This is a genomic window from Meridianimaribacter flavus (genome assembly GCF_004366715.1).
GTDB lineage: Bacteria > Bacteroidota > Bacteroidia > Flavobacteriales > Flavobacteriaceae > Gaetbulibacter_B > Gaetbulibacter_B jejuensis.
Genome location: NZ_SOQZ01000006.1, coordinates 181,093 through 205,140, shown reverse-complemented (window position 1 = coordinate 205,140; position 24,048 = coordinate 181,093). Strand labels below are relative to the sequence as shown.

Annotated in this window: 21 protein-coding genes; 8 read left to right on the top strand and 13 right to left on the bottom strand. The window is 34.8% G+C overall.

Going from position 1 to position 24,048, the window contains the following annotated elements:
* Positions 1–12: 12 nt before the first annotated feature.
* The 6 genes from A8975_RS12850 to A8975_RS14585 form a co-directional block, all read right to left on the bottom strand.
* On the bottom strand, positions 13–1,650 hold the full coding sequence (locus A8975_RS12850) for a dipeptidyl-peptidase 3 family protein (RefSeq protein WP_134200995.1): 1,638 nt from the start codon (positions 1,648–1,650) through the stop codon (positions 13–15).
* Between the two features lie 52 nt (positions 1,651–1,702).
* Positions 1,703–2,254, bottom strand: coding sequence for a GDYXXLXY domain-containing protein (locus A8975_RS12845; protein ID WP_134200993.1), 552 nt, complete (start codon positions 2,252–2,254; stop codon positions 1,703–1,705).
* A gap of 3 nt (positions 2,255–2,257) precedes the next feature.
* Positions 2,258–3,547, bottom strand: a complete 1,290-nt coding sequence (locus tag A8975_RS12840; protein WP_134200991.1) for a DUF2157 domain-containing protein — start codon at positions 3,545–3,547, stop codon at positions 2,258–2,260.
* Positions 3,548–3,650: 103 nt separating this feature from the next.
* Complete coding sequence (locus A8975_RS12835; RefSeq protein ID WP_134200988.1) at positions 3,651–4,133, bottom strand: hypothetical protein; 483 nt, start codon at positions 4,131–4,133, stop codon at positions 3,651–3,653.
* A gap of 35 nt (positions 4,134–4,168) precedes the next feature.
* A complete protein-coding gene (locus A8975_RS12830; protein WP_134200986.1) occupies positions 4,169–4,636 on the bottom strand; it encodes a hypothetical protein in 468 nt (155 codons plus the stop codon).
* A gap of 8 nt (positions 4,637–4,644) precedes the next feature.
* The gene (locus A8975_RS14585; RefSeq protein WP_161566759.1) at positions 4,645–4,794 is read right to left on the bottom strand and encodes a hypothetical protein; all 150 of its coding nucleotides are present in this window, start codon (positions 4,792–4,794) and stop codon (positions 4,645–4,647) included.
* Positions 4,795–4,945: 151 nt separating this feature from the next.
* On the opposite strand from A8975_RS14585, the gene A8975_RS12825 reads away from it, so the two are divergent.
* From A8975_RS12825 to A8975_RS12815, 3 genes are all read left to right on the top strand, one after another.
* Positions 4,946–6,457: a hypothetical protein gene (locus A8975_RS12825; RefSeq protein WP_134200984.1), complete on the top strand. Its 1,512-nt coding sequence runs from the start codon at positions 4,946–4,948 to the stop codon at positions 6,455–6,457.
* A 78-nt stretch (positions 6,458–6,535) separates the two neighbouring features.
* Positions 6,536–7,006 carry a hypothetical protein gene (locus tag A8975_RS12820; RefSeq protein WP_131508974.1) on the top strand — a complete coding sequence of 157 codons (471 nt, stop codon included), beginning with the start codon at positions 6,536–6,538 and terminating at the stop codon, positions 7,004–7,006.
* 138 nt (positions 7,007–7,144) lie between these two features.
* Complete coding sequence (locus A8975_RS12815; RefSeq protein WP_131508973.1) at positions 7,145–7,483, top strand: hypothetical protein; 339 nt, start codon at positions 7,145–7,147, stop codon at positions 7,481–7,483.
* Between the two features lie 32 nt (positions 7,484–7,515).
* Here A8975_RS12815 and hemL read toward each other — a convergent pair whose 3' ends face one another.
* The 3 genes from hemL to A8975_RS12800 are packed head-to-tail and all read right to left on the bottom strand — an operon-like array spanning position 7,516 to position 10,518.
* Positions 7,516–8,802 (bottom strand): glutamate-1-semialdehyde 2,1-aminomutase, encoded by a 1,287-nt coding sequence (gene hemL, locus A8975_RS12810; protein WP_134200982.1) that lies wholly within the window; start codon positions 8,800–8,802, stop codon positions 7,516–7,518.
* Between the two features lie 3 nt (positions 8,803–8,805).
* Positions 8,806–9,621: a glucosaminidase domain-containing protein gene (locus tag A8975_RS12805; RefSeq protein WP_134200980.1), complete on the bottom strand. Its 816-nt coding sequence runs from the start codon at positions 9,619–9,621 to the stop codon at positions 8,806–8,808.
* 6 nt (positions 9,622–9,627) lie between these two features.
* Complete coding sequence (locus tag A8975_RS12800) at positions 9,628–10,518, bottom strand: 1-aminocyclopropane-1-carboxylate deaminase/D-cysteine desulfhydrase (protein ID WP_134200978.1); 891 nt, start codon at positions 10,516–10,518, stop codon at positions 9,628–9,630.
* Positions 10,519–10,673: 155 nt separating this feature from the next.
* Between A8975_RS12800 and A8975_RS12795 the strand changes: the two genes are divergently transcribed.
* Entirely contained in the window at positions 10,674–14,351 is a 3,678-nt protein-coding gene (locus tag A8975_RS12795) for a T9SS sorting signal type C domain-containing protein (protein ID WP_134200976.1), read from the top strand.
* An 81-nt stretch (positions 14,352–14,432) separates the two neighbouring features.
* Here A8975_RS12795 and A8975_RS12790 read toward each other — a convergent pair whose 3' ends face one another.
* Positions 14,433–14,756 carry a hypothetical protein gene (locus A8975_RS12790; RefSeq protein ID WP_134200974.1) on the bottom strand — a complete coding sequence of 108 codons (324 nt, stop codon included), beginning with the start codon at positions 14,754–14,756 and terminating at the stop codon, positions 14,433–14,435.
* Positions 14,757–14,806: 50 nt separating this feature from the next.
* Between A8975_RS12790 and A8975_RS14580 the strand changes: the two genes are divergently transcribed.
* The 4 genes from A8975_RS14580 to A8975_RS12775 all read left to right on the top strand — a co-directional run bounded on the left by A8975_RS14580 (position 14,807) and on the right by A8975_RS12775 (position 19,346).
* Positions 14,807–14,968 (top strand): DUF5522 domain-containing protein, encoded by a 162-nt coding sequence (locus A8975_RS14580; RefSeq protein WP_161566758.1) that lies wholly within the window; start codon positions 14,807–14,809, stop codon positions 14,966–14,968.
* Positions 14,969–14,985: 17 nt separating this feature from the next.
* Positions 14,986–16,980: a urocanate hydratase gene (locus tag A8975_RS12785; RefSeq protein WP_134201013.1), complete on the top strand. Its 1,995-nt coding sequence runs from the start codon at positions 14,986–14,988 to the stop codon at positions 16,978–16,980.
* Between the two features lie 18 nt (positions 16,981–16,998).
* Complete coding sequence (locus A8975_RS12780) at positions 16,999–17,544, top strand: DUF4136 domain-containing protein (RefSeq protein ID WP_131508967.1); 546 nt, start codon at positions 16,999–17,001, stop codon at positions 17,542–17,544.
* Between the two features lie 125 nt (positions 17,545–17,669).
* Complete coding sequence (locus tag A8975_RS12775) at positions 17,670–19,346, top strand: SulP family inorganic anion transporter (protein ID WP_134200972.1); 1,677 nt, start codon at positions 17,670–17,672, stop codon at positions 19,344–19,346.
* A gap of 34 nt (positions 19,347–19,380) precedes the next feature.
* Here the strand turns inward: A8975_RS12775 and A8975_RS12770 are convergent, their stop codons facing one another.
* The 3 genes from A8975_RS12770 to A8975_RS12760 form a co-directional block, all read right to left on the bottom strand.
* Positions 19,381–21,456, bottom strand: coding sequence for a thiamine pyrophosphate-dependent enzyme (locus tag A8975_RS12770; RefSeq protein ID WP_187347869.1), 2,076 nt, complete (start codon positions 21,454–21,456; stop codon positions 19,381–19,383).
* Between the two features lie 121 nt (positions 21,457–21,577).
* Positions 21,578–22,645 carry a branched-chain amino acid aminotransferase gene (locus A8975_RS12765; protein ID WP_370450278.1) on the bottom strand — a complete coding sequence of 356 codons (1,068 nt, stop codon included), beginning with the start codon at positions 22,643–22,645 and terminating at the stop codon, positions 21,578–21,580.
* Positions 22,646–22,760: 115 nt separating this feature from the next.
* The gene (locus A8975_RS12760; RefSeq protein WP_243832986.1) at positions 22,761–24,044 is read right to left on the bottom strand and encodes a dihydrolipoamide acetyltransferase family protein; all 1,284 of its coding nucleotides are present in this window, start codon (positions 24,042–24,044) and stop codon (positions 22,761–22,763) included.
* Positions 24,045–24,048 lie beyond the last annotated feature (4 nt).

Here is a 24,048-nt window from a genome sequence, read left to right as displayed (position 1 = left end):
AATGAGTTTAAATTACAGTCCTAATACATCTGCTCCTTGTTCGTAAATAACATCTACAGGAATATTAGCTGAACTTAAACGGTCTAAATCTGATTGTAATTCCTCTGAGATTTTACCTTTTTCAGCAACAAGTTTTGCTACACCATCATAGTCACCATTCCCTTGAAGTGTTAAAATAAGACTAGATAAATCTTTCATTGCAACAATCATATTTGCATAGTCAATTTTATAAGTTCCGTCAGCATTTCTTGTAAATGCGCCTTTGTCTTTAAAGAAATTAAAACGAATCATGTTTGCTTTACCATGTGCAGATGATGCACCAAAACGAACAGAACGGAAAATACTAGCCATAAACGTAGTCATGTAGTCTTTCATATCGCCATCAATTTCGCCTTTTTCATGTAATTGTTGTACCATATAAAGTCCTAACACGTCTGCTTTTCCTTCTTCTAAAGCACTTGCAAGCTCTTTTAACGACGTTCTAACTGTTCCTTTACCGTTTATAGTATTTTTTATACCAAGACCATGTGCCACCTCATGAAACATTGTATTAGCAAAAAAAGCATCAAAAGTGATGTGTTGTCTTTGGCTTTCATCTATTAACACATCTGAAATTGGTACTAAAATTTTATCAAACTTAGCACGCATAGCATTTTTAAGCTGAAGACGTCTAGTTCCTTTTTGCAACTGTACTTCCTCATCGTTAGGTAAGTTAATAGCAATTGTTTTACTACCAGAGTTACAATCTCCAGCATAATACACTACATCGTAAGCATTTAAATCGCTATCTGTTCCTGGAGTTTCTTGTTTGTAAGCATCAGCTACAGGAATTCCCTTTTGAAGTTCTGGTAAAAAGCTAGCAAAACGCGCTAATTTAGCACTCCACTCTTGGTCTTTAATTAACACATAACCTTCGTGTGCTGCTTTATTACCAAACATTTGGTCTTCATAAGTTTCAATTGGACCAATAACAATATCAAGCGTATTGGTTTTCATATCCATCCAAGCTAAATCACTTGGTTGATAGTTATCATCTAATAACGCTTGTGCTCTTAGCTCTAAGTATGTTTTTAAACCTTCATCTTCTGCTAGTTTAGCTGCTTCTTTTAATAACTCAGAAACCTCCTTAACTTCATTTTCAAATTGCTTGTGATAAGGAATTGAATACAGTTTTCCGTTTTCGTCTCTACGTACAAAGTTGTAGATACTTGATTTATCTTCAATATCAGCAGCTTCAAATTCTTTTTTGGTCATATCCTTTGGATAGAAATTTGCACCTAAAGGCTTCTCTCCTACACCATCAACAAATGGTTTATTACCATCTAATCTATCCCAAGGACCATAATTGATTTTTACAAAAGTTTTAGTGTCTTCGTCTTCAATTGAGTTCAACAACTCTGTTTTGTCTCCATAGGCTTCATACCAAAATAAGTCGTTCATTTTTTCAGCAGCTTTAATAAGCAAAGGCAACATTTGTTGTTCTTTTTCGGAAAGCTTATTTACATCTGAAGTTAGTTTAACGCTTACGTATTTACCTAAGTTTTTTTGCATTTCGGTTTGCGTTGGTTCTTCACTTACAACTTCTTTTTTGTCTTCTTTACAAGACGATACAATCACCATAAGTGAAAGCATTGCGAGTATATTCTTCATAAAATTTAATGAGTTAATTTTGATTGTTTCAAAGTTAGTCATTTCAAATATACTATTCAACATAATCAGCAATAGGAATCTCATCAATAAACACATTATCCAACACTGTTTCGCCTTCTTTTATAAACACTAAAGCGTAAGTGTTATTGGGTATTGAGTCATTTTGTGCATTGGCATGAGCAATTTCAGCGTCAAAGGCTTTGGTTTCGTTCATATAAAACTCATTAAACGGATAGTCTAAACGAAGTGTTTTATCATAACTGCTATAATAACTCACTTTTGCATTTACAAAATCCCCATTACTAGGTTTAACTCTAGTTACTTTATCAACCATAGCAAACCCTAAACTATCCTCAACAACCGACACGAAAACCGGTTCATGTCTTGACCAAGTAGAATCAGTAGTTTTTATAGTATTAGCTTCGAAATTTAAGTAAATATACTTGCCCTTAAATGGGTTTGAAGGATCTACAGGTTGAGTTTTAAATTTAAAAGCTGTTCCTGTTTTTAAAATATCTTCTTGGTTAAAAATCATTTGAGCTGGCAGTATCAATTGCGCAACAGCAACCAAAATAAACACGATGAATATATGTATCGTTTTCATGATTTAATGTTTAGAATTAAGTTTAGACTTTTGCTTTTTAAGCATTACATAATTAGTTATAAAAAATCCAGCACCAACACTCACAAAAAGCAAACCTCTAATAACATAGCTCATATCTGTATCAAAAAAGCGACAGACAACCAAGGCTGTTATAATAAGTAAACCGTAGTTTAAAATTCCGAAGTGAAATTTATCTGTTCCAATTTTTACGGTTATTAATCCTAAAGCAAAAATGATACAGTTAATGGCAATTGTTGGTATAATACTGTTGCTTGTTCCTATAAAAAACAGAACAGTAAACATAATAAACACGATGTGGAACAAATTGAAACCTTTAATCCATTTTTTTGAATACGAATACCCTAAAACCATTGCTGTAACTACAAACAAAAACAAGGCTATAAAAAACTCTTGAGAGGCAAACGTTAAATTGTTTTCGTTAAATTCCCAAATCCAGTTGAAACTTGTCCACAATAATAAAATTACCGTTCCTACAGAACCAAAAATCAAGTATCCATTACGTCTCAATTTTTGATCATCAAAAAACGGAATCTTACCAATGTTATAAAACAAACCAAACAAGATAACATACATTAAATACCCATAATCACCTTGATTGTTTACAAAAGCACCTAAGATGATAGTACAACTTAAGGGTAATATCCAGTTAAATATTGAAGTAACGTTGGCTTTTGGGTGGTTTTTTAATAGTTGCCAGTAATGCGGCAATACCAAAACCATTAACCCTAAATACAACCAAGGCGTTTGTTGCATTGTAAAATAACCGTAACCATAGTTGCATGCATAATATGTTGCAAATACTATGTGAAGCATTGCCAACGCATTAGATTTGAGCAAATAAATTAGTGGTAAGCATAGTACAATCCAAGTGAGTAAAAAAGAACTTAAATCACCTGGTATATTATAAATTTGGCTTACCAAAGCTATGCTAGAGCCTACTGCAAAAAACAGAAATGTTCCTGAGGCTTCTTTCCAAGTGGCACTCTTATTTTTAAAAATAGAATAGCCTACAAACAACTGACCTATTACCAAAGGTAAAAATGCAAAAATGGTTTTTGTTGCTCTTGTAAAATTGTCCCAATTATGTGCTAAAATGAGAATAACACCTAAGCCAACCAAAATGGATCCCAACACACCAAATACTGTAAATAATTTATTTGGTTTATCGTCTTGTTTCAACTGGTAATAGACCTCAATATTACGAGCCACGTCTTCTGTAATGACTTGATCTTTTACCAATTGTGGTAATTCTTTTATGAGTTTTGAGTTCATTTTATTTTTTGATATTAAGTTAAAAAATAAACCTATATGATTTTGTTTTAAAACCTCGCAACCAAAAATTTAGCTACGAGGCTTGAGGTTAACTAACCAATCATCAAAACAAAAAAATCATATATACAATGATACCTTCGGCAATTCCTGTTACGATGCTCATTCCTAAAATGTCCTTAATCTTGGTTTTTAAAAAGAATACTGTACTTAGTATCGCTATAATAGCTGCCAATAAAATTTCTAAAGCACCTATTTTAGACAGTAAAAATGTAATACCAGTAAAGGCTACAGTAATTGCTACTGTAATGATGCAAAACTTTATTATTTCCTGTTTGCTATAATTACCTTCAATAAATCCTTTGCGTAAATCTCTTAATATTGAGAGTATAAAAAGCAATGGCACTACTGATAAAAATGGTGCAAAAACAACTTTGATGCCTTTTACTATAGACAAATCGTTGTAAAAGAAAAACGCAATTGCGGTAAACGCTAAGAGACCTGTAACAATTATAGATTGAAATGTGAATAGTAGTTCTCTTTTTCCTGAGTTACTTGTTGGTTTTGGAGTATTCATAATTGGATTCATAATATTAAATTTTGATGATTAAACTTTGTTTTGATTTAAGCTGATAAAAAGAATATGTGTATCGCTAATGATAATAACACACCACTTAAAATACCGTTAGCTCTTAAGTTGTTATACAGAATGTAATTAAGCACATAGCTACTAATAGTTGTAGAGTTTATTAAGTGCGCAAAAATTAAATTATCTTCAAGTTTTTGATTTGTTATTAGTTCTACAAACTGCATAAACAGTACACCTATAACAATAGTAGCAACAAGCAACACTGTTGCTGGTTTTTGGTTTTTTGCTTTGTATTCGTCTGTGTTTTGTGGTAAAAAATGTTCTATTAAAATAAAACGCACAAAAAACAACATTGGAATTGGGAATAGTATTGATGCTATAATTTTAATAACATCTTTTAAGGTTTTTATTTCGTCGTATCCTAAAAACACCAAATAAATAAACACCACTACCGAAATTCCTGTAGTAACAATAAAAGCTGTATTTAAATTTTTGAGTTTCATTACAGCCATTATTGGTTAATACTTGCAACAGTATTATTTGCCATAAAGGTGACACAGTTATTGTATTGGGTTACAACTTCTTTTGAAATAGATTTTGAAAAGATTGTAATTGTACCGAATACAATTACAAATACGCTTACTTTTAAGAATGACTTCATAATATTTTGTTTTGTTGATTACACAGCAAATCTGCGACACTTCACAAAATATCAAAACACGTTTTTAAAATATTACTGACGATATATTTTATAATTTACAGTTAAAAATTATTATATTTAGTATTACAAATAATTATTTACTGACGATTAAATGACTGACTTAAAATCTATTATTTCTACATTTTCAAGCGAAGACCAACAACGTTTTGTTTTGTATTTAGAAAAAAAGAACAAACGCAACGACACTAAAAACATTCAGTTATTTAAGCTATTAACCAAGGATGGTTTAACATCTAAAGATATCTGCATAAAACTTTATAAGAGCAACAAAGCAGATGCCTATCATGCGTTGCGCAAGCGTTTGTTTCAATCTTTAATCGATTTTATTGCGAATGCAAATCTAGAAGAAGAAAATTCTGTAGATATGCAAATTATAAAATACATTTTAGCTTCTAGAACATTCCTACTACACAACAACCCTAAAGTTGCTTACAAACTATTAGACAAAGCCGAATTATTAGCACAAGAGCACTACCTATTCCCTATTCTTAATGAAATTTACCATACCAAAATACAGTATGCCTACACCAATCCTACAGTTGATATCAATACACTCATAACCAAGTTTAAAATCAACCAAAAAAATCACTTTTTAGAAGAAGAACTCAATATTGTGTATGCAAAAATTAGACAAACATTACACAACATGACCTACAAAGGTGAGATTGTCGATTTTCAAACCTTATTAAATTCAACACTAAACGAACACAACATAAGCGTTTCAGAATCTATGTCGTTTAAATCGTTATATCAGCTCATGACCATTGTAAGCATTTCAGCTTTTGTTACTAACGACTATCTAAAAATTGAACCGTTTATCATCAATACTTACCAAAGCATTAAATCGCACAAAACCAAAAACAAGCAACCGTTTTATCACATTGAAGTGCTCTATTTAATAGCCAACACACTGTTCAGAAACAAAAAATTTAATAGCTCATTAGAGTATTTAAACCTGATGCATGAACAAATGTTACAGTATAAAAAGAAACACTACAATAATTTTAAACTGAAATACAATTTGCTTACTGCTTTAAACTATAATTACACTAACCAACAAGACAAAGCCATAGCATTACTAGAAGGTTTTAGAGTACCAAAACATCCTGATATAGAATCGTTATTAGACATCTATTTAAGTTTAGTGATGTTTTACATTCAAAAAAATGAATTCAAAAGTGCTTTAAATATCTTTTCAAAATTCTACCATACTGACAATTGGTATATGCAAAAAGCAGGAAAGGAATGGGTTATTAAAAAGAATTTAATTGAAATTATTTTACATATTGAACTCAAAAATATTAACCTAGTAGAATCGCGCTTATTAAGTTTTAAAAGAACGTATCGTAGTTACCTAAAAAACATCAACCAAGAACATGTAATTACATACCTAAATCTTGTGGAGTATTACTATAAAAACCCAGAGCAAGTCACCACAACAACGTTTAAAAACAAAGTAGAAAACTCATTTGTTTGGCTAGACGCAAAACAGGAAGACATTTTTGTTATGAGCTTCTATTCTTGGTTAAAAAGTAAGATGGAACACCAACCACTATACACCACAACACTCAACTTAATCACTAAGGCTCAAACTGTTAATTAGTAGTTAAATTTCATCTCAATATTAAACCTTTTAAAACAACAGAAGTCAAAAGAACAAATAACTTTAAAAATAGACACGATGAAAAAAGCAATAATCATTGCGTTGGCACTAGTCGCTTTTCAAGCCAATGCACAGGAAAGAAAAAAAGATTTTAAAAAAGGAGAAAGAAAAGAACGAATGGAAATGATGAAGGATTTGACTCCTGAAGAGTTTGCAACATTACAAACTAAACGCATGACACTTGAGTTGGATTTAACCGAAAAACAGCAAGAGCAAATGCAGGCTATTCATCTAGAAGAAGCACAACTTAGAAAAGCACAAATGGAAGAACGTCAAAAACTAAAAGATAGTGATGATGCCGAAAAGCCTTCTAAAGATGAAATGGTAAAACGAATGAACGACAGATTAGATCATCAAATAGAAGTAAAACAAAAAGTAAAAAACATTTTAAACGCTGAACAGTTTGAGAAATGGGAGGAGTCAAAAGCTAAGCATAAAGACAAAAGAGGAAAGCGTAAAATGATGAAAAAAGAACACAATAGAGATTAACATTTTTGATTGGTTGAGTATAGTTTTTTTGTTAATTGAAGCATCGAGATAAAACTCGGTGCTTTTTGTTTGTGATTATATCACAAAAATCATTAATTTAGTCAATCTATTTTTTTAAATACTTTAATCTTATCTATAATGAAAAAAATAATTACGCTTTGCTTATTTGCTTTTGCAATGTTACTTGGAGCACCTCAACTAAGTGCACAAAACAAACTTCAAATAAATCAAGCAGCTTCTGAAAAAGCAAAGGAACTGAAAAAAACCCTCAAATTTGATAACATTCAACAAGAAGAAGTGTATCAAGCATTTCAAGAGTACGAAAAAGTATATCAAAGAATAAGCTCTGACATGGAAAACAATAAAGAGCTTAAGCAAAAGATTGACTTAGTATTGGCTCAAAAAATGAAAAAAATACTAAACGAAGAACAATACACGAGATACAAAGAACTCTACAACGTAGAAGACGAAGAATAAAAAAAAGCGGTTTAAAAACCGCTTTTTTTATTTTATAATGTTTTAGCTACTCTACTAACAGCCTCTATAGTTTTATCTAAATCTTCATAAGATAAAGCATCGCATAAAAACCAAGTTTCAAAAGCACTTGGGGCAATATAAACACCTTCGTTTAACATACCATGAAAAAAGGCTTTAAAACTAGCATTATTTCCTTTAGCCGAAGTTTCAAAATCATAAACCTCATCTTTACAAAAATGAACCGAAATCATTGAACCCACTCTATTGATTACATGATCTATATTATGCTCTTGGAGTATTTTTGTCATACCTTTGTGAAGGTATTCTGTTTTTTCAGCTAAACGTGTAAACAGCTCATCATCTAAATTAATTTCGGTTAACATTGCTAAACCAGCAGCCATAGCTAATGGATTTCCACTCAATGTTCCTGCTTGATAAACAGCTCCTAAAGGTGCAAGGTGATTCATAATTTCATTACGCGCAGCAAAAGCGCCTACTGGTAATCCGCCTCCAATAACTTTTCCAAAGCAAACAATATCTGCATCCACATTAAACAACTCTTGAGCGCCACCTTTAGCAAGTCTAAAACCTGTCATAACCTCATCAAAAATCAATAGAATATTATGAGCATCACATAATGTTCTTAGTTTCTGTAAGAAGTTATCTTTTGGTGGAATACAACCCATATTCCCTGCAACAGGCTCTAATATAATACACGCTATTTCATCTGCATTTGCTTTTATAAGCGCTTCAACATTATCAATATCATTATACCTAGCCAACAAGGTATCTTTTGCTGTACCTTCAGTTACTCCAGGACTATTAGGACTACCAAAAGTTACTGCTCCACTTCCTGCCTGTATTAAAAACGCATCGCTATGTCCATGATAGCATCCTGCAAACTTTATTATTTTCTCTTTGCCTGTAAACCCTCTTGCAAGTCTTACCGCACTCATACAAGCTTCGGTACCTGAGTTTACAAATCTAATTTTATCAATATTTGGGACCATACTAATTGCCAATTCAGCAATTTTAGTTTCAATCTCAGTAGGCATACCAAACGACGTTCCTAGTTTCGCTTTTTCAACCACAGCATCTACAACTGGTTTATGTGCATGACCTAAAATCATCGGTCCCCAAGAATTAATGTAATCTATATATTGATTATCATCTTCATCAAAAACATAAGCGCCTTTTGCTGATTTTGCAAAAATTGGAGTCCCTCCAACAGCTTTAAATGCTCTAACAGGTGAGTTTACTCCTCCAGGAATTACGTCTTGCGCCTCTTTAAATAAAGCACTACTTCTTTTATATAACATAAATTATTCAGATTTTATAATAAGCACCTGACCTATCGCAAGGTCATTATTACTCATATTATTCAACCGCTTAAGAGTTTCAACAGTTGTATCGTATTTTCTAGAAAGTGAATAGAGCGTATCTCCTTTTACAACTTGATGCGTAACATGTTTTTCCTCAACAACGTCATCATATTTGTTTGAAGGCCTACCAAGCACTTCTTCGTCATAACGATAAAGCTGATAGCGTTCAATTAAACTTATCAGTTTTTCGGGATATTTTCTATCGGTTGCATATCCAGCAGCTCTTAACCCTTTAGCCCAACCTTTGTAATCATCAATCTTTAACTGAAACAATTTTGAATAACGACTTCTTGATGTTAAAAACGTAGAATGATCTTCAAACGAAGAATTTGCATGATTGTATTTTCTAAAACATTCCTGGGCAGCATCGTCATCATGGTAAATTTTAGCACCTGTCCATCCGTGACATTTAATCCCAAAATGATTATTTGCTTCAACTGCCAAACGTCCTTTTCCTGATGCTGACTCCAGTATTCCCTGAGCTAAAGTAATACTTGCTGGTATTTTATATTTTCGCATCTCCTCCATTGCTATTCCACTATAAGTTGCAATATATGCATCAGTAGGACTAGCATAAGTTTTTGGAGAAGTGTCTTCCTTTTCAGACGGATTAACTACAGTAGGTTCTTTTTCTGTTGGCCTTGAAACTTGTTCTGTTCTTGTAGTATTTCGTTTCTTTTTTGTAACAATTTTCTTTTTTGAACCACAGCTTAAAGCAATGGAACATAATAATAGTACAGCAAGTAGTTTTCTCATAAATTCTTAAACGATTAAAGGCCTATTTTGTTGCTTTAACTTTTGGTTCATTCCTTCAATTCCTTGTAAACCTCCAGTATGAATTGCTAATATTTTGGAACCTTTCAGGAAATAGCCTTTTTCAATTAAATCGTAAATACCAAACACCATTTTACCTGTATAAATAGGATCTAAAGGCACATTATGTTTACTCTTAAAGTTATTGATGAATTCTATTAAATCATCATTAGTCTTTGCGTAACCTCCAAAATGGTAATCGGTTATTAACTCCCAATTATTTTGTGTTGCAAATTTAGCAATTTCTTCTTGTAAAAAATCACCTTTTAACGCAGGAAATCCTAGAATCTTTTGATGTGAATTGCTAGAATTAATAACCCCAGAAATAGTACCTCCTGTTCCAACAGGACAGCAGATGTAATCAAAAACGCTGTCGGCTTCAGTCAAAATTTCTTCACAACCTTTTACAGCAAGTTCATTAGTACCTCCTTCAGGAAGAAGGTAAAATTCCCCAAACTCTTCTTTTAAGTTTTTTATAAAATCCTCATTAGTCTTCTCTCTATACTGCTGTCTTGTAACAAACTTAAACTGCATGCCACAAGCGTAAGCAAAAGACAAAGTAGGGTTAGTCTTAAAACTAGTTTTAAGCTCCTCTCCTCTTATAATCCCTATGGTTTTAAACCCAAATTCTTTACCAGCTGCTGCAGTTGCTGAAATATGATTTGAAAAAGCACCACCAAAAGTCAGTAGCGTATCAATATTTTGGTGTTTTGCAAACTCTAGATTGTATTTTAGCTTTCTTAGTTTATTTCCAGACACAAATTTATGATTGAGATACTCAGCTCTCACAAGCAAACGATTATCAATATTTAAAGTATTTTTAATAGGTTTTTTTTGCATTCAAACAGTTTTTCAATAAAATTTCAAAAACAAACGTTAAAACTATAATTATTTTTCATAAATTTAACATTATAACTCACTCCAAATCTATCATTTAAATAGCTAATCTAACATTTACAACAAGTAATGTTATGGCTAATTTAATGTTTAGGTTTATGATAAGAAAATTACTTTGTTTTTCACTTTTTTTCATTCTGTTTATAAATTTTAAAGCATATTCACAAGGCGCTACATGCGGCACTGCTTTTAACGCAACTGTTGGAGTAAACTATACAGGAAATATAACTGATAGCACAGTAACAGACCCAACAGAGTCAGCATGCAATGGACAAACCATGTTACGGGATGGATGGGTTAGTTTTGTAGCATCTTCTATTGAAGTAAATATTTCTGTAACCTCCAACAGAGGACCACTTTTACACGCTTATTCTGGAACCTGTGGAGCGTTGACTAACATTGGGTGCTCAAATAATTTCCCTACAGGTGTTGGAGGAGGTGGAAGTCAAACCGAAACTTTAAACCTTACTGGTCTAGTTCTTGGCAACACTTATTTTGTAAGAATAGGTAATGCCTATAACAACAACATGAATATTACTTCATTTATAATATCCCCCGTTTTATCCAATGACAATTGTAACGGAGCAATAACATTAACATCTAACACAAGTTGCACCCCAACTAATGGTTCAACCATTGGAGCATCCCAAAGCACAACCGCAGTAAACTGCGGCTTTACTGGAAATGCCGACGATGATGTTTGGTTTTCTTTTATTGCTACTTCAACAAGCCACAATATCACTGTAAATCCCGGAACCATCGATGATATAGTCGTCGACTTAAGAAGTGGCAGCTGCAACGGATCTTCAATTAACTGTGCCGACAATACAATTACCTCTGCAGAAACTATAAATGCAACAGGTTTAACCATTGGTAACACCTATTATATTAGAGTTTATAGTTATGGCGGAAATGGCAATCAAGGTACTTTTGATATATGTATCACTCACCCTTGCCTTCCTGGTAATGGCGCAGGCACCACAGCTTTAGCTTGCCCAAGTGTTGATGTTATGGATAGTGGAGGAAATGACACTATAACTATTAATTGTACTTCACCTTCCTCCGTAGACTTAGAAGCTAACTATCTAGAACTAGGAGAAACCACAAGCTATAACGTTGAAAGTATAGCTTACAACCCACCTTATCAATTTGATTGCTTAGCTAACCCTGTAAGCGTTAATGATGATGATATATTTTCCCCTGTGGTAAACCTTCCTTTTAACTTTTGTTTTTATGGCGCATCATATAACACTTGCACCATTAGCTCAAATGGTGTCATTTCTTTTGACACTTCGCTTGCTAATAACTACATAGGCTGGGAAATAAACAACAATTTACCTAGCTTGGTCAACTCTACAGAGCACTTCTTCGGTTTACAATTTGACTATTTCTTTGGCCCCTCAATTTATGGTGTACATCACGACATTGATCCAACAGCTGGAGGCGAAGTAGGTTGGGAACTTATAACTCTTAACACTGGCTGCAGAGCTCTTGTGGCTTCATGGAAAGATGTACCAATGTATAACGACACAAGCACTTTATATACAGGTATGATAGTCCTATACGAAGACACAAACGTAATTGAAGTATATGTTGAAGAAAAAAACATAGACGCTTATGATAGTGGATATGCTGACATTTGGAACTTCGGAAATGCTCAAATAGGCTTGCAAAATGCTGACGGGACACAAGCCACAGTAGCTAGAGATGTTTCCGATGGAGATTGGACTGCAACTAACGAGGCATGGCGTTTTGTTCCATCTGGAAGCTCTATCACTGATTTAAAATGGTATGCTAATTCAATTTCATCTGCTAATGAAATTATTGACCCAGATGATGATGGTGTCATTACCGTTTCACCTACATCTACAACAACTTACATAGCCGAAGTAACCTATAATCTTTGCAACAGCTCTACAATTGTTGAAACAGATAATTTCATCGTTACTGTTAATGGTGTAAAAATATGGGATGGCTCTGAAGCTACTAACGATTGGATGGAACCACTCAATTGGTCTGATGACACTATTCCTACTTCAGCAGACTGTGTAGTAATTCCTGTCACAGGAAATGACCCAGTACTTTACACCAATGACGATGGAGATGGATTAAATCTTACAGTACACGATGGAGCAACTTTAACAGTACAATCTGACGCCTCTGTTACAATTGTTGACTTTGTAGACATACAAGGGGTAGGAACAATTCAAATCAATAGTAGCGGCAGTTTAATTCAAGTTAATGATGTACCAACTGTTCCAAATACAGGCAACATCACAATGAACAGGGATGCTAATATAAGAAGCACTGATTACGTATATTGGTCATCTCCAGTCAATAATTTTAATGTAAATAATGTTTCCCCAGGCACTTCAACAAATTATATTTACGAATGGATTACAACTATACCTAATGGTTTTACACCTCCTCCTGTTATTCCTATTTGTTTTGGAAACTGGTCAAATTCAGCAGGATCCTTAATGCAAAACGGGAAAGGATATATTGTAAGAGGTCCAGATGCTTTTACCAACACTCCTACAACTTTTACTGCAACATTCAATGGTGTAGCTAATAATGGCATCATTACCAAAACCATTAATAGCGGAACCAACACAAACACAAATAGTAATTTCACATACAATCCGTATGGCAATGATTTATTAACCGTAACTCCATTTGATGACAATTGGAATTTACTAGGAAACCCTTACCCTTCAGCCCTTGATGCTCAAGCATTTTTAACCCATCCTAATAATACCATTATTGAAGGAGCAGTTCATATATGGACTCATGGCAGCATTCTAGGAACTTATACCGATTCATTTTATGAAGACTATGTATTAAACTATAATATCTCTGACTATGTAACATATAATTTCTCTGGAACCAATACCTATCAAGACGAATCATTTAGTGGACAAATAGCCTCTGGTCAAGGATTCTTTGTTTTAGCACTTAATGATAGTGAAACTGGTAGCGTTACATTCAACAATAGCATGAGACAACTGTCAGCAAGCTATGATAATAGTCAGTTTTATCGAACACAATCAAGCAACAATGTAAATTACAATACTGAATCAAGCCTAGAAAAGCATCGTATTTGGTTAAACTTGGTATCTCCTAGTCAATTATCCTCTAGCATATTAGTAGGTTACATTGAAGGAGCTACAAATCAAAAAGACCGCCTTTATGACGCATACAATAAAGAGTCCAATGCATTAAACTTGTACTCTAAAATTGATGACAAAGGAATGATCATACAAGGAAGAGCTTTACCTTTCGACCAAAATGACCAAGTACATCTAGGTACAGTTTTAACTGAACCAGGGATTCACACTATAACTATTAGCAATGTAGATGGCTTATTCACTAATGAAGACCAAAACATATATCTAGAAGACACTTACACCAATACAATACATGATTTAAAAATTTCGCCTTATATCTTTAGTGTTAGTCAACCAACAACATTTGACGACCGTTTTATCTTAAGATACACCAATGAAACACTTGACATCGACAAAGATGACATTAGAGATCAATTAAGTATCTCTGCTCCTAACGGTGATTATATTAAAGTAAAATCCGAAACAAACACTATAGATTCTGTAATTATCTACGACCTATTAGGCAGAAATTTATTTGAGCAAAAGAATATTAACCAATTAGAATTTATCATACATGACAGTAATCTTTCGGATGCCACATATATTGTAAAAGCTACTCTTACTGAATCTAAAAAACAAAAAATCCAAAGAATCATTTTAAAACAGTAAAAAATTAATATATAGCACTTCTCTAGAAAAGACCTATCCAATTACGTTAGGTCTTTTTTTTTGCATCTAACTTGAATAAAATTATAAATACTTTAAAAAACTATACAACCTACGATACTTTAAATAATCAAGCTGAGCTTCCTGAAAGTAAGCTTCTCGCTCAAAAGAAATATTTCTGTAAGCTAAACTCCATCTTTTATACTGCAAAAGTCTTATAAGAAACTCAAAACTATAAATCACAAAAAAAGGAATAATCAACAGCTCCAACTGCTGCTTTAAATGAATTTTTTCATGATTTAAAAGCACAACATCTTCTTTCAAAGCTTTATACTTTAAGAATACAAAAGGGAAAATTGTAACCCCAACATAACCTTTAGGCACTATATATTTCGAAACCAATATCATAGTCTTGAAACTTCAAAAATCAATCCAAATTACATTATCTTTGTTAGATTATGAAAAAAATCATTCCTATTGAAGAAGGAGATTATTACTTAACTCCTGAAGGCTATCGCTGTTTCACAGAGCAATACCACCTAAAACGCGGCTATTGCTGCGAAAGCGGATGCAGACACTGCCCATACGGATTCAATAAAAAGCAATTAAAAAGAAACTAATGTCAACAACAACTAACATATCTTTTAAAGAACAAATACTGCAAGGAATACCAAACACATTACCTAATCCTAAACCTTATGAAGCTTCTATTAATCACGTACCTAAACGTAAGGAGATTCTTTCTGATGAAGAAAAAAAATTAGCGCTTCAAAATGCGTTGCGCTACTTTGAACCGCAACACCACGCAACACTTCTTCCTGAATTCAAAGAAGAATTAGAGACTTATGGACGCATTTACATGTATCGTTTTCGTCCAGATTATAAAATGTATGCACGCCCAATTGATGAATATCCTGCAAAATCAAAGCAAGCTGCCGCGATTATGCTAATGATTCAAAACAATTTGGATTATGCTGTTGCACAACATCCACATGAATTAATTACGTATGGCGGCAATGGCGCTGTGTTTTCTAACTGGGCGCAGTATTTATTAACCATGCAATATTTAGCAACCATGACAGATGAGCAAACGCTTGTTATGTATTCTGGTCATCCTATGGGTTTATTTCCATCACATAAAAACGCGCCTCGTGTAGTTGTCACCAATGGCATGATGATTCCTAATTATTCCAAACCAGATGATTGGGAAAAATTCAACGCTCTTGGCGTTACACAATACGGACAAATGACAGCCGGAAGCTACATGTATATTGGACCTCAAGGCATTGTTCACGGCACAACAATTACCGTTTTAAACGGATTTAGAAAAATAAACAAATCTCCTAAAGGACATATTTTTGTCACCTCTGGTTTAGGCGGAATGTCTGGTGCGCAACCAAAAGCAGGCAACATTGCTGGCTGTATTACGATTTGTGCAGAAGTGAATCCTAAAATCACTCAAATCCGATTAGATCAAGGTTGGATTGATGAAAAAATTTCAGATTTAGATGAATTAGTAACACGAGTACAAAAAGCGCAAACAAACAAAGAAACAATATCAATAGCATATCTAGGAAATGTTGTTGAAGTATGGGAAAAATTTGATAAATCTAATATTCATATTGATTTAGGAAGTGACCAAACTTCATTGCATAATCCTTGGGCTGGTGGTTATTATCCTGTTGGAGTATCTTTTGAAGATGCTAACGAGATGATGGCAAATAATCCAAACCTGTTCAAGACTAAAGTTCAGGAAAGTTTACGTCGTCATGCAACTGCTATTAATAAACACACAAAGAAAGGCACTTATTTCTTTGATTACGGAAACGCTTTCTTGCTCGAAGCTTCTCGTGCTGGTGCAGATGTTATATCTGAAAACCCAACTATTGGTCGTGAATTTAAGTATCCAAGCTACGTGCAAGATATTATGGGACCAATGTGTTTTGATTATGGATTTGGTCCTTTCCGTTGGGTATGTACCTCTGGAAAACCTGAAGACCTTGCAAAAACAGACGCTATTGCTTGCGAAGTCCTTGAGGAAATCATGAAAAACTCACCTGAAGAAATCCAACAGCAAATGGCTGATAATATTCAGTGGATTAAAGGTGCTCAAGAAAACAAATTAGTTGTAGGCTCACAAGCCAGAATTCTTTATGCAGATGCCGAAGGTCGAATGAAAATCGCTAAAGCATTCAACGATGCCATTGCAAAAGGTGAAATAGGCTACGTTGTTCTAGGTCGTGATCACCATGATGTATCAGGTACAGATTCACCTTATCGTGAAACCAGCAATATTTACGATGGTTCTCGTTTCACTTCAGATATGGCTATACATAATGTTATAGGTGATAGTTTTAGAGGCGCGACTTGGGTAAGTATCCACAATGGTGGTGGCGTTGGATGGGGAGAAGTTATCAATGGTGGATTTGGTATGGTTCTTGATGGTACTAATGAAGCAGAAACACGCTTAAAATCAATGCTTTTCTGGGATGTAAACAATGGTATTTCTAGAAGAAGTTGGGCAAGAAACGAAGGTGCTGTTTTTGCTATAAAACGCGCTATGGAACAAGAGCCTAATTTAAAAGTTACGGTTCCTAATATAGTTGACGACAAACTAATGGACTCGTTATAAACTCAAATAAAAAAGAATATGAAAAACACATTAAAACTATTAAGCTTTGTAGTTATTACTACAATCTTCACATCATGTAGCTCAGTGAGAGTTGCATCCGACTATGATAAAAGAGCAAGTTTTGACAACTATAAAACGTTTGCCTTTTTTAAAACAGGTATTGATAAAGCAGAGATTAATGACATTGACAAAAAACGTATTCTACGAGCTATTGAAAGTGAACTTTTGGCCAAAGGATACACAAAATCTGAAAACCCTGATATCCTAGTAAGCATCTTTACCAAATCAAGAGAAAAAGTAAATGTTTACAACAATGGTTGGGGACCTTATGGATATGGCTGGGGCTGGAATCCGTGGTATTGGGGACCTTACAACAACACTTCTGTTTCAACTTCAACAGAAGGAACGCTCTATATCGATTTAATTGATGCCAACAAAAAAGAATTAGTTTGGCAAGGTATGGGAACTGGGTATTTGACTAAAAATATTGATAAAAAAGAAGAACGAATCAATGAGTTTGTTGCTAAAATCATGGAAAAATATCCTCCTGAGCTAAATCAGTAAAATCTTTTTATATAATTTTATAAAGCATCAAACTAACGTTTGATGCTTTTTTATTAATTCTTCAATAATACCCATTTTAGGCTTAACCTATAAAAACTTATATTTGCGGCTTCAAAAAGTAAATTATGATTTTAGGTCAAACTACAAGAAAGAATTTCACCCAAAACCCTAAAGACGATATTTTATCAGGCCTTACAGTTGCATTAGCATTAGTGCCTGAAGCTGTTGCTTTTGCCTTTGTTGCTGGCGTAGACCCTTTAGTTGGATTATATGGTGCTTTTATGATGGGAATCGTTACCGCTTTGTTTGGTGGTCGACCAGGAATGATTTCTGGTGCTACTGGCGCAATGGCTGTAGTTATGGTGCACCTTATTCAAAAAGGAAATGAAGTTGGTATTAATTTAGATACACCTATTGAAAACCTTGGGCTTCAATGGCTTTTTATTACCTTACTATTTGTTGGTGGCATTCAAATTTTGGCAGGTGTTTTTAAACTCGGAAAGTTCGTTAGGCTTATTCCGCATCCTGTAATGATGGGCTTTGTAAATGGTTTGGCCATCGTCATTTTCCTATCACAATTAAAATTATTCCCTAATGCTGTTCCACAAGATATTTCATTTTTTAGCAATACTTCTGAGTGGTTTTCTGCATTATTCTCAAATGCTGCTTTTTGGAAAATGATGGGCTTCATTGGATTGACAATGGGAATTATGTACGGACTACCTAAACTCACCAAAAAAATTCCTGCAGCTTTAGTGGCAATCCTTGTTGTAGCTTGTATTACGATTTTTGGTGGAATTGAAATGAGCACTGTTGGTTCTTTTATTGCAGAAGGCGGCGGAAAAGGTTTAGAAGGTGGATTACCAACATTTCAAGATCAAATTTTCGGATTATTCGGAACACTCGCTGGACATTGGGATATGATTATTTCAACTGCTTTTATATTGGCTGCTGTAGGTTTAATCGAATCTCTAATGACCTTAAACCTTGTTGATGAAATCACTGAAACTAGAGGTAACGGAAATCGCGAATGTATTGCTCAAGGAAGTGCTAATATGCTAAATGGTCTTTTCGGTGGAATGGGTGGTTGCGCGATGATTGGTCAATCGATTATCAACGTCGATTCTGGTGGTCGTGGTCGTTTATCTGGCGCATTTGCCGCAGTAGCATTATTAGGGTTTATTCTATTTGCCGCACCATTAATTGAACAAATTCCTATTGCTGCACTTGTTGGTGTAATGTTTATGGTGGTTATCGGAACATTCGCTTGGTCTAGTTTTAGAATCATTCGTAAAATACCTATTGCTGATGCCATTGTACTTATTGCTGTTTCTGCAATTACCGTTTGGAAAGATTTAGCAGTAGCCGTTATCGCTGGTGTAATAATTTCTGCATTGGTATTTGCTTGGAAAAATGCAACGATGATTAGAGCGCGTAAGCGTATGCAACCAGATGGCACTAAAACTTACGAAATTTGGGGACCGTTATTCTTTGGGTCTATTCAGAGTTTTAATTCTAAGTTTGATGTAAAAAATGACCCTGAAAACGTTGAAATAGATTTTGTTGAATCTCGTGTAAGTGATCATTCTGCTTTGGAAGCTATCTTCAATTTAGTGAATAAATATGAAGCTGCTGGTAAGAGCTTAAAATTGAAACATCTTAGTGAAGACTGTAAAGCTTTAATGTATAAAGCAAGCCCTAAGTTTAAAGAGGTTATTGTCGAAGACATTAACGATCCTCGTTATTATTTGGCTGCTAATCCTGAAGAATTTACAAAACCACTTTCGGAATACGATTTATAAAAGAAAAGCGACTCTATTGAGTCGCTTTTTTATTTTAATAATTCAGTAAAACCTCAATCTTAGCTTTCACCTTTTCAGTTGAAGGAATCATTGTTTGCTCTAATGTTGAATTCAGTGGAATTGCAGGCATATTTTCACTACCAATAGTCATTACTGGTGCATCTAAATATTTGAAGCATTCTTCTTGAATTTTCCCAGATAATGCTCTTGCAAAACTGTTATTACTTGGCTCTTCAGTCACCACTAAACACTTACCTGTTTTCTTAACCGATTTCATTATCGTTTCTTCATCTAGAGGATATAATGTTCTTAAATCGATAACTTCTACTTGGTCTTTTAAACCCAATTCTTCTGAAGCATTCATTGCCCAATGCACACCCATTCCGTAGGTTACAATCGTGCAGGTTTCTACATCGTCTTGCTTCCAAATTTCTTGTAACACCCAAGCTTTTCCAAAAGGTAACACATAGTCTTCAGCAGGTTCTACAGAGGTTGCACCTTGTGTTCCTGGCACTTTAGACCAGTACAAACCTTTATGCTCAAAAATAACCACAGGATTTGGATCGTGATATGCGGCTTTCATTAAACCTTTTAAATCAGCACCATTACTTGGGTATGCAATTTTTACACCTCTAATGTTTGTGACCACACTTTCCACAGAAGATGAATGGTAAGGTCCACCACTACCATAAGCACCTATTGGCACACGCAAAATCATACTCACAGGCCATTTACCGTTACTTAAATAACAGCTACGACTCACTTCGGTAAATAATTGATTGAGTCCTGGCCAAATATAATCAGCAAACTGAACCTCAACAATGGGCCTTAAACCAACCGCACTCATACCAACCGTAGAACCCACGATAAAAGCTTCTTGAATTGGTGTATTAAAAACACGGTCGTCACCAAATTTCTGTGCTAATGTAGCCGCTTCTCTAAATACACCACCAAGTCGTCCACCAACATCTTGTCCATAAAGCAGGCATTCAGGATGCTTTCGCATCAATTCTTCTACAGCGAATAAGGCACAATCTACCATCACTACTTTTTCTGCACCTTCTGGCGAACGCTCGCCTTTTTCCTCGGTAATTGGTGTTGGCGCAAAATCGTGCGTAAATAAATCTTCTGGTGTTGGATCTTCTGCTTTTAAGGCGTTTTGAAAATCATTTTCAACCAACGTTTTTATTTCCGCTTCAATGGTATCAATATCCTTTTGGTTGAAACCATTATCTAACATTTGCTGTTTTAAAACAGGATATGGATCACGAGATTTTGCTTCCTCCAAGTCATCACGATACCATTCCATACGAACACCAGACGTATGATGATTTAATAACGGTACTTTAGCGTGCACCAAAAATGGTCGACGCTCTTCTCGTATGGTTTTTATAACTTTTTCCAATGCTTCGTAGCTTTCAATAAAGTTAGCACCATCTATAGAAATAGCCTCTAATCCGTGGAAACCTTTTGCATATTCTGCAGCATTTTGCGCTCTGGTTTCGGCTTCATTGGCTGAAATATCCCAACCATTGTCTTGCACCAAATATAGAATTGGCATTTGCTTTAAAGCAGCCATTTGAAAGGCTTCTGCAATTTCACCTTCGGTTACTGATGCGTCGCCTAAACTACAAACCGTAATTGGATTTAATTGCGATTCTTTGCTATCATTCTGAACAACATTTGAATTTTGAAGTCCTTGCTTTTCCAAATATTGCATTCCCATTGCAACACCAGTTGCAGGAATCGCTTGCATACCTGTTGCTGATGATTGATGTGGAATTTTAGGCTTATCAGCATCTTTTAAACTTGGATGCGAATAATAGGTTCTTCCACCAGAAAATGGATCATCTTTTTTAGCTAATACCTGAAGCATTAAATCGTAAGGTGTCATACCAAAAGCTAACAACATTGCATCGTCTCTGTAATACGGAAATGCATAATCTTGAGGTAACAATTGCATTCCTAAAGCCGTCTGAATGGCTTCGTGACCACGTGATGTGGCGTGCACGTATTTTGAAACTACTTTGAAGTTGGCTTCATACAATTCTGCCATTGTTTTGGCGGTTACTAAATTGGTAAACCCTTTTTTTAATATGTCTTTATTCATCATTATATCTATTCGTCAGTTCGAGTGGAATTGCCTTAAGCAATTTTGTATCGAGAACTTTATACTTACTTCTCGATACAATTTGCTCGTTCCTCACAAATCACTCGAAGTAACGTAATCTTTACACTAATTCCTTTTCAACCTTTATCATCCAGTTGAATTTATCTTCAATTTTTCCTGTTTTTATGGCATTTAGCATGTCGTTAACCTCTAATCCTACCGGACTTTCGTCAGAGACGTGAATGTCGCCATTTTCTGTGCCAATACTCTGAATGTAAGCAATACCAACGGCTGTTCCTGTTCCGAAAGCTTCCTCTAAAAGGCCTTTTTCTGATGCTTCTCGGATTTCGGTAAGCGTGATTGGACGCTCAATAACTTCAAAACCTTTATCTTTTAGAATATCGATAACGCTCATTCTGGTAATGCCATCGAGAATGGCGCCATCGCGACGTGGTGTGATGAATTTTCCATCGATTTTAAAGAAAATATTCATTGTTCCCACCTCTTGAATGTACTCGTGCTCAACAGCATCTAACCACAATACTTGGTCGTAGCCTTTTGCTTTTGCCAATTCCGTTGGACGAATTGCTGCTGCATAATTTCCAGCTGCTTTTGCTTCGCCTGTACCACCATCTACGGCACGAACGAATTTCTTTTCGGCCCACAATTTTATACGCTTGCTGAAAAATGGTCCTGCTGGCGATGCCATAATGATAAACTTGTAACTTGTGGCTGCACGCATACCGATAAAGGCTTCATCGGCATACATAAATGGACGTAAGTACAATGCACTACCATCTTGTGGTGGAATCCACGCTTTGTCCATAGCCACGAGCTGTTTTAAACCTTCTACGAATAATTCTTCTGGAACATTTGGCATTCCCATTCGGTCAGCACTAAAGTTTAAACGCGCTGCATTTTTATCGGCACGGAATAGCATTGGTGTTCCGTCTTCATCTACATTAGCTTTCATGCCTTCAAAAATGGCTTGTCCGTAATGCAACGCCATTGCTGCTGGATGCGTTGGAATTAAAGCTAAAGGTTCAATTCTTGGGTTTTGCCATTCGCCATCTTTATAATCGCAGATAAACATATGATCTGTGAAAGAGGTTCCTAATGGTATGTTGTTGAAGTCGATAGTATCGACTTTTGATTTTTCTATTTTTTTGATTGAAATATTCATATTTATGTTTTTTCGTCAGTTCGAGTGAAATTGACTTTAGCAATTTTGTATCGATAATGATTTAACTGCTTCTCGATACAATTTGCTCGTTCCTCACAAATCACTCGAAGTGACGTCTTTTTTAAATTGTTCTATTCGTGTCAAATTGCTCTAAATAATCAGCAACTCTTCGCACAAAGCTTCCACCCAGGAAACCATCCACAACACGATGGTCGAAAGACAGCGATAAGTACATCATACTTCTGATAGCGATTTCATCGCCTTTTTCAGTTTCGATGACTTCGGCGCGCTTTTTAATAATTCCTAATGCTAAAATGGCAACTTCTGGTTGATTGATTATTGGTGTTCCCATAACGCTTCCAAACGTCCCAACGTTAGAAATAGTGAACGTACTACCTTTAATATCGTCGCCACTCAACTTGTTTTCTCTTGCTTTTCCAGCGAGCTCGTTTACGTTTTCGGCTAACGTTTTTAAGTCTTTGATATCGGCATTTCTAACTACTGGCACAATTAAGTTTCCACTTGGTAATGCTGTTGCCATACCAATATTAATATCTTCTTTTACGATGATATTACTGCCATCAACAGACGCATTGATATTTGGAAAATCCTTGACCGCTTTAGCTACTGCTTCTACAAACAATGGTGTAAAGGTTAGTTTTTCGCCATATTTTTCCTGAAAAGCAACTTTATTTTCATTTCGCCAATTTACCATATTGGTTAAGTCGGCTTCAACATAAGCTGTTACGTGCGGTGACGTGTGTTTGGAATACACCATATGATCGGCAATCATTTGACGCATACGATCCATTTCTACAATCTTTCCTTTGCCTTTATCAAACGTTAATTGAGGAATGCGATAAGCTGTTGGATCTTGAACCACTGATTGTGCAAACTTATAAGGTCTGCCATCTTCGATATAATTGAATACATCGCTTTTTCTTAATCGTCCTTCGTTTCCGGTTGCTGGGATTCTTGCTAATTCTTCAAAACTAATGTGATGCTCTTTGGCTATGGAAATAATTAGTGGTGAGAAGAATGTATTTGTATTATTTACTGAAAATGAATTTGAAGTGGATACCTCAACTGTGCTCGATGTGATAGAACGCTTCTTTTTTTGTTGCTTTTTATCTTTTTTAGATGCTTCGCTATCGTTCTGAATGACATCATTTTTCTTTGTTGATTTTACTTCTTCAGAAACTTCTAAAACAGCGATAATCTCACCAACTTTTACCACATCTTTTGCTTGGTATTTGGTTTCTAGCAACGTTCCTGCTGCTGGTGCAGGCACTTCGTTATCCACCTTATCTGTGGCTACTTCTAATATGATATCGCCTTCATCAAAAGAATCGCCTTCATTGATTAACCAATTAATGATGGTTCCTTCTGTGATGCTTTCGCCCATTTTG

Coding starts and splice junctions, on each gene's coding strand:
- A8975_RS12850 (WP_134200995.1), bottom strand. CDS start 1,650: ATGAAGAATATACTCGCAATGCTTTCACTTATGGTGATTGTATCGTCT.
- A8975_RS12845 (WP_134200993.1), bottom strand. CDS start 2,254: ATGAAAACGATACATATATTCATCGTGTTTATTTTGGTTGCTGTTGCG.
- A8975_RS12840 (WP_134200991.1), bottom strand. CDS start 3,547: ATGAACTCAAAACTCATAAAAGAATTACCACAATTGGTAAAAGATCAA.
- A8975_RS12835 (WP_134200988.1), bottom strand. CDS start 4,133: ATGAATCCAATTATGAATACTCCAAAACCAACAAGTAACTCAGGAAAA.
- A8975_RS12830 (WP_134200986.1), bottom strand. CDS start 4,636: ATGAAACTCAAAAATTTAAATACAGCTTTTATTGTTACTACAGGAATT.
- A8975_RS14585 (WP_161566759.1), bottom strand. CDS start 4,794: ATGAAGTCATTCTTAAAAGTAAGCGTATTTGTAATTGTATTCGGTACA.
- A8975_RS12825 (WP_134200984.1), top strand. CDS start 4,946: ATGACTGACTTAAAATCTATTATTTCTACATTTTCAAGCGAAGACCAA.
- A8975_RS12820 (WP_131508974.1), top strand. CDS start 6,536: ATGAAAAAAGCAATAATCATTGCGTTGGCACTAGTCGCTTTTCAAGCC.
- A8975_RS12815 (WP_131508973.1), top strand. CDS start 7,145: ATGAAAAAAATAATTACGCTTTGCTTATTTGCTTTTGCAATGTTACTT.
- hemL (WP_134200982.1), bottom strand. CDS start 8,802: ATGTTATATAAAAGAAGTAGTGCTTTATTTAAAGAGGCGCAAGACGTA.
- A8975_RS12805 (WP_134200980.1), bottom strand. CDS start 9,621: ATGAGAAAACTACTTGCTGTACTATTATTATGTTCCATTGCTTTAAGC.
- A8975_RS12800 (WP_134200978.1), bottom strand. CDS start 10,518: ATGCAAAAAAAACCTATTAAAAATACTTTAAATATTGATAATCGTTTG.
- A8975_RS12795 (WP_134200976.1), top strand. CDS start 10,674: ATGATAAGAAAATTACTTTGTTTTTCACTTTTTTTCATTCTGTTTATA.
- A8975_RS12790 (WP_134200974.1), bottom strand. CDS start 14,756: ATGATATTGGTTTCGAAATATATAGTGCCTAAAGGTTATGTTGGGGTT.
- A8975_RS14580 (WP_161566758.1), top strand. CDS start 14,807: ATGAAAAAAATCATTCCTATTGAAGAAGGAGATTATTACTTAACTCCT.
- A8975_RS12780 (WP_131508967.1), top strand. CDS start 16,999: ATGAAAAACACATTAAAACTATTAAGCTTTGTAGTTATTACTACAATC.
- A8975_RS12775 (WP_134200972.1), top strand. CDS start 17,670: ATGATTTTAGGTCAAACTACAAGAAAGAATTTCACCCAAAACCCTAAA.
- A8975_RS12770 (WP_187347869.1), bottom strand. CDS start 21,456: ATGAATAAAGACATATTAAAAAAAGGGTTTACCAATTTAGTAACCGCC.
- A8975_RS12760 (WP_243832986.1), bottom strand. CDS start 24,044: ATGGGCGAAAGCATCACAGAAGGAACCATCATTAATTGGTTAATCAAT.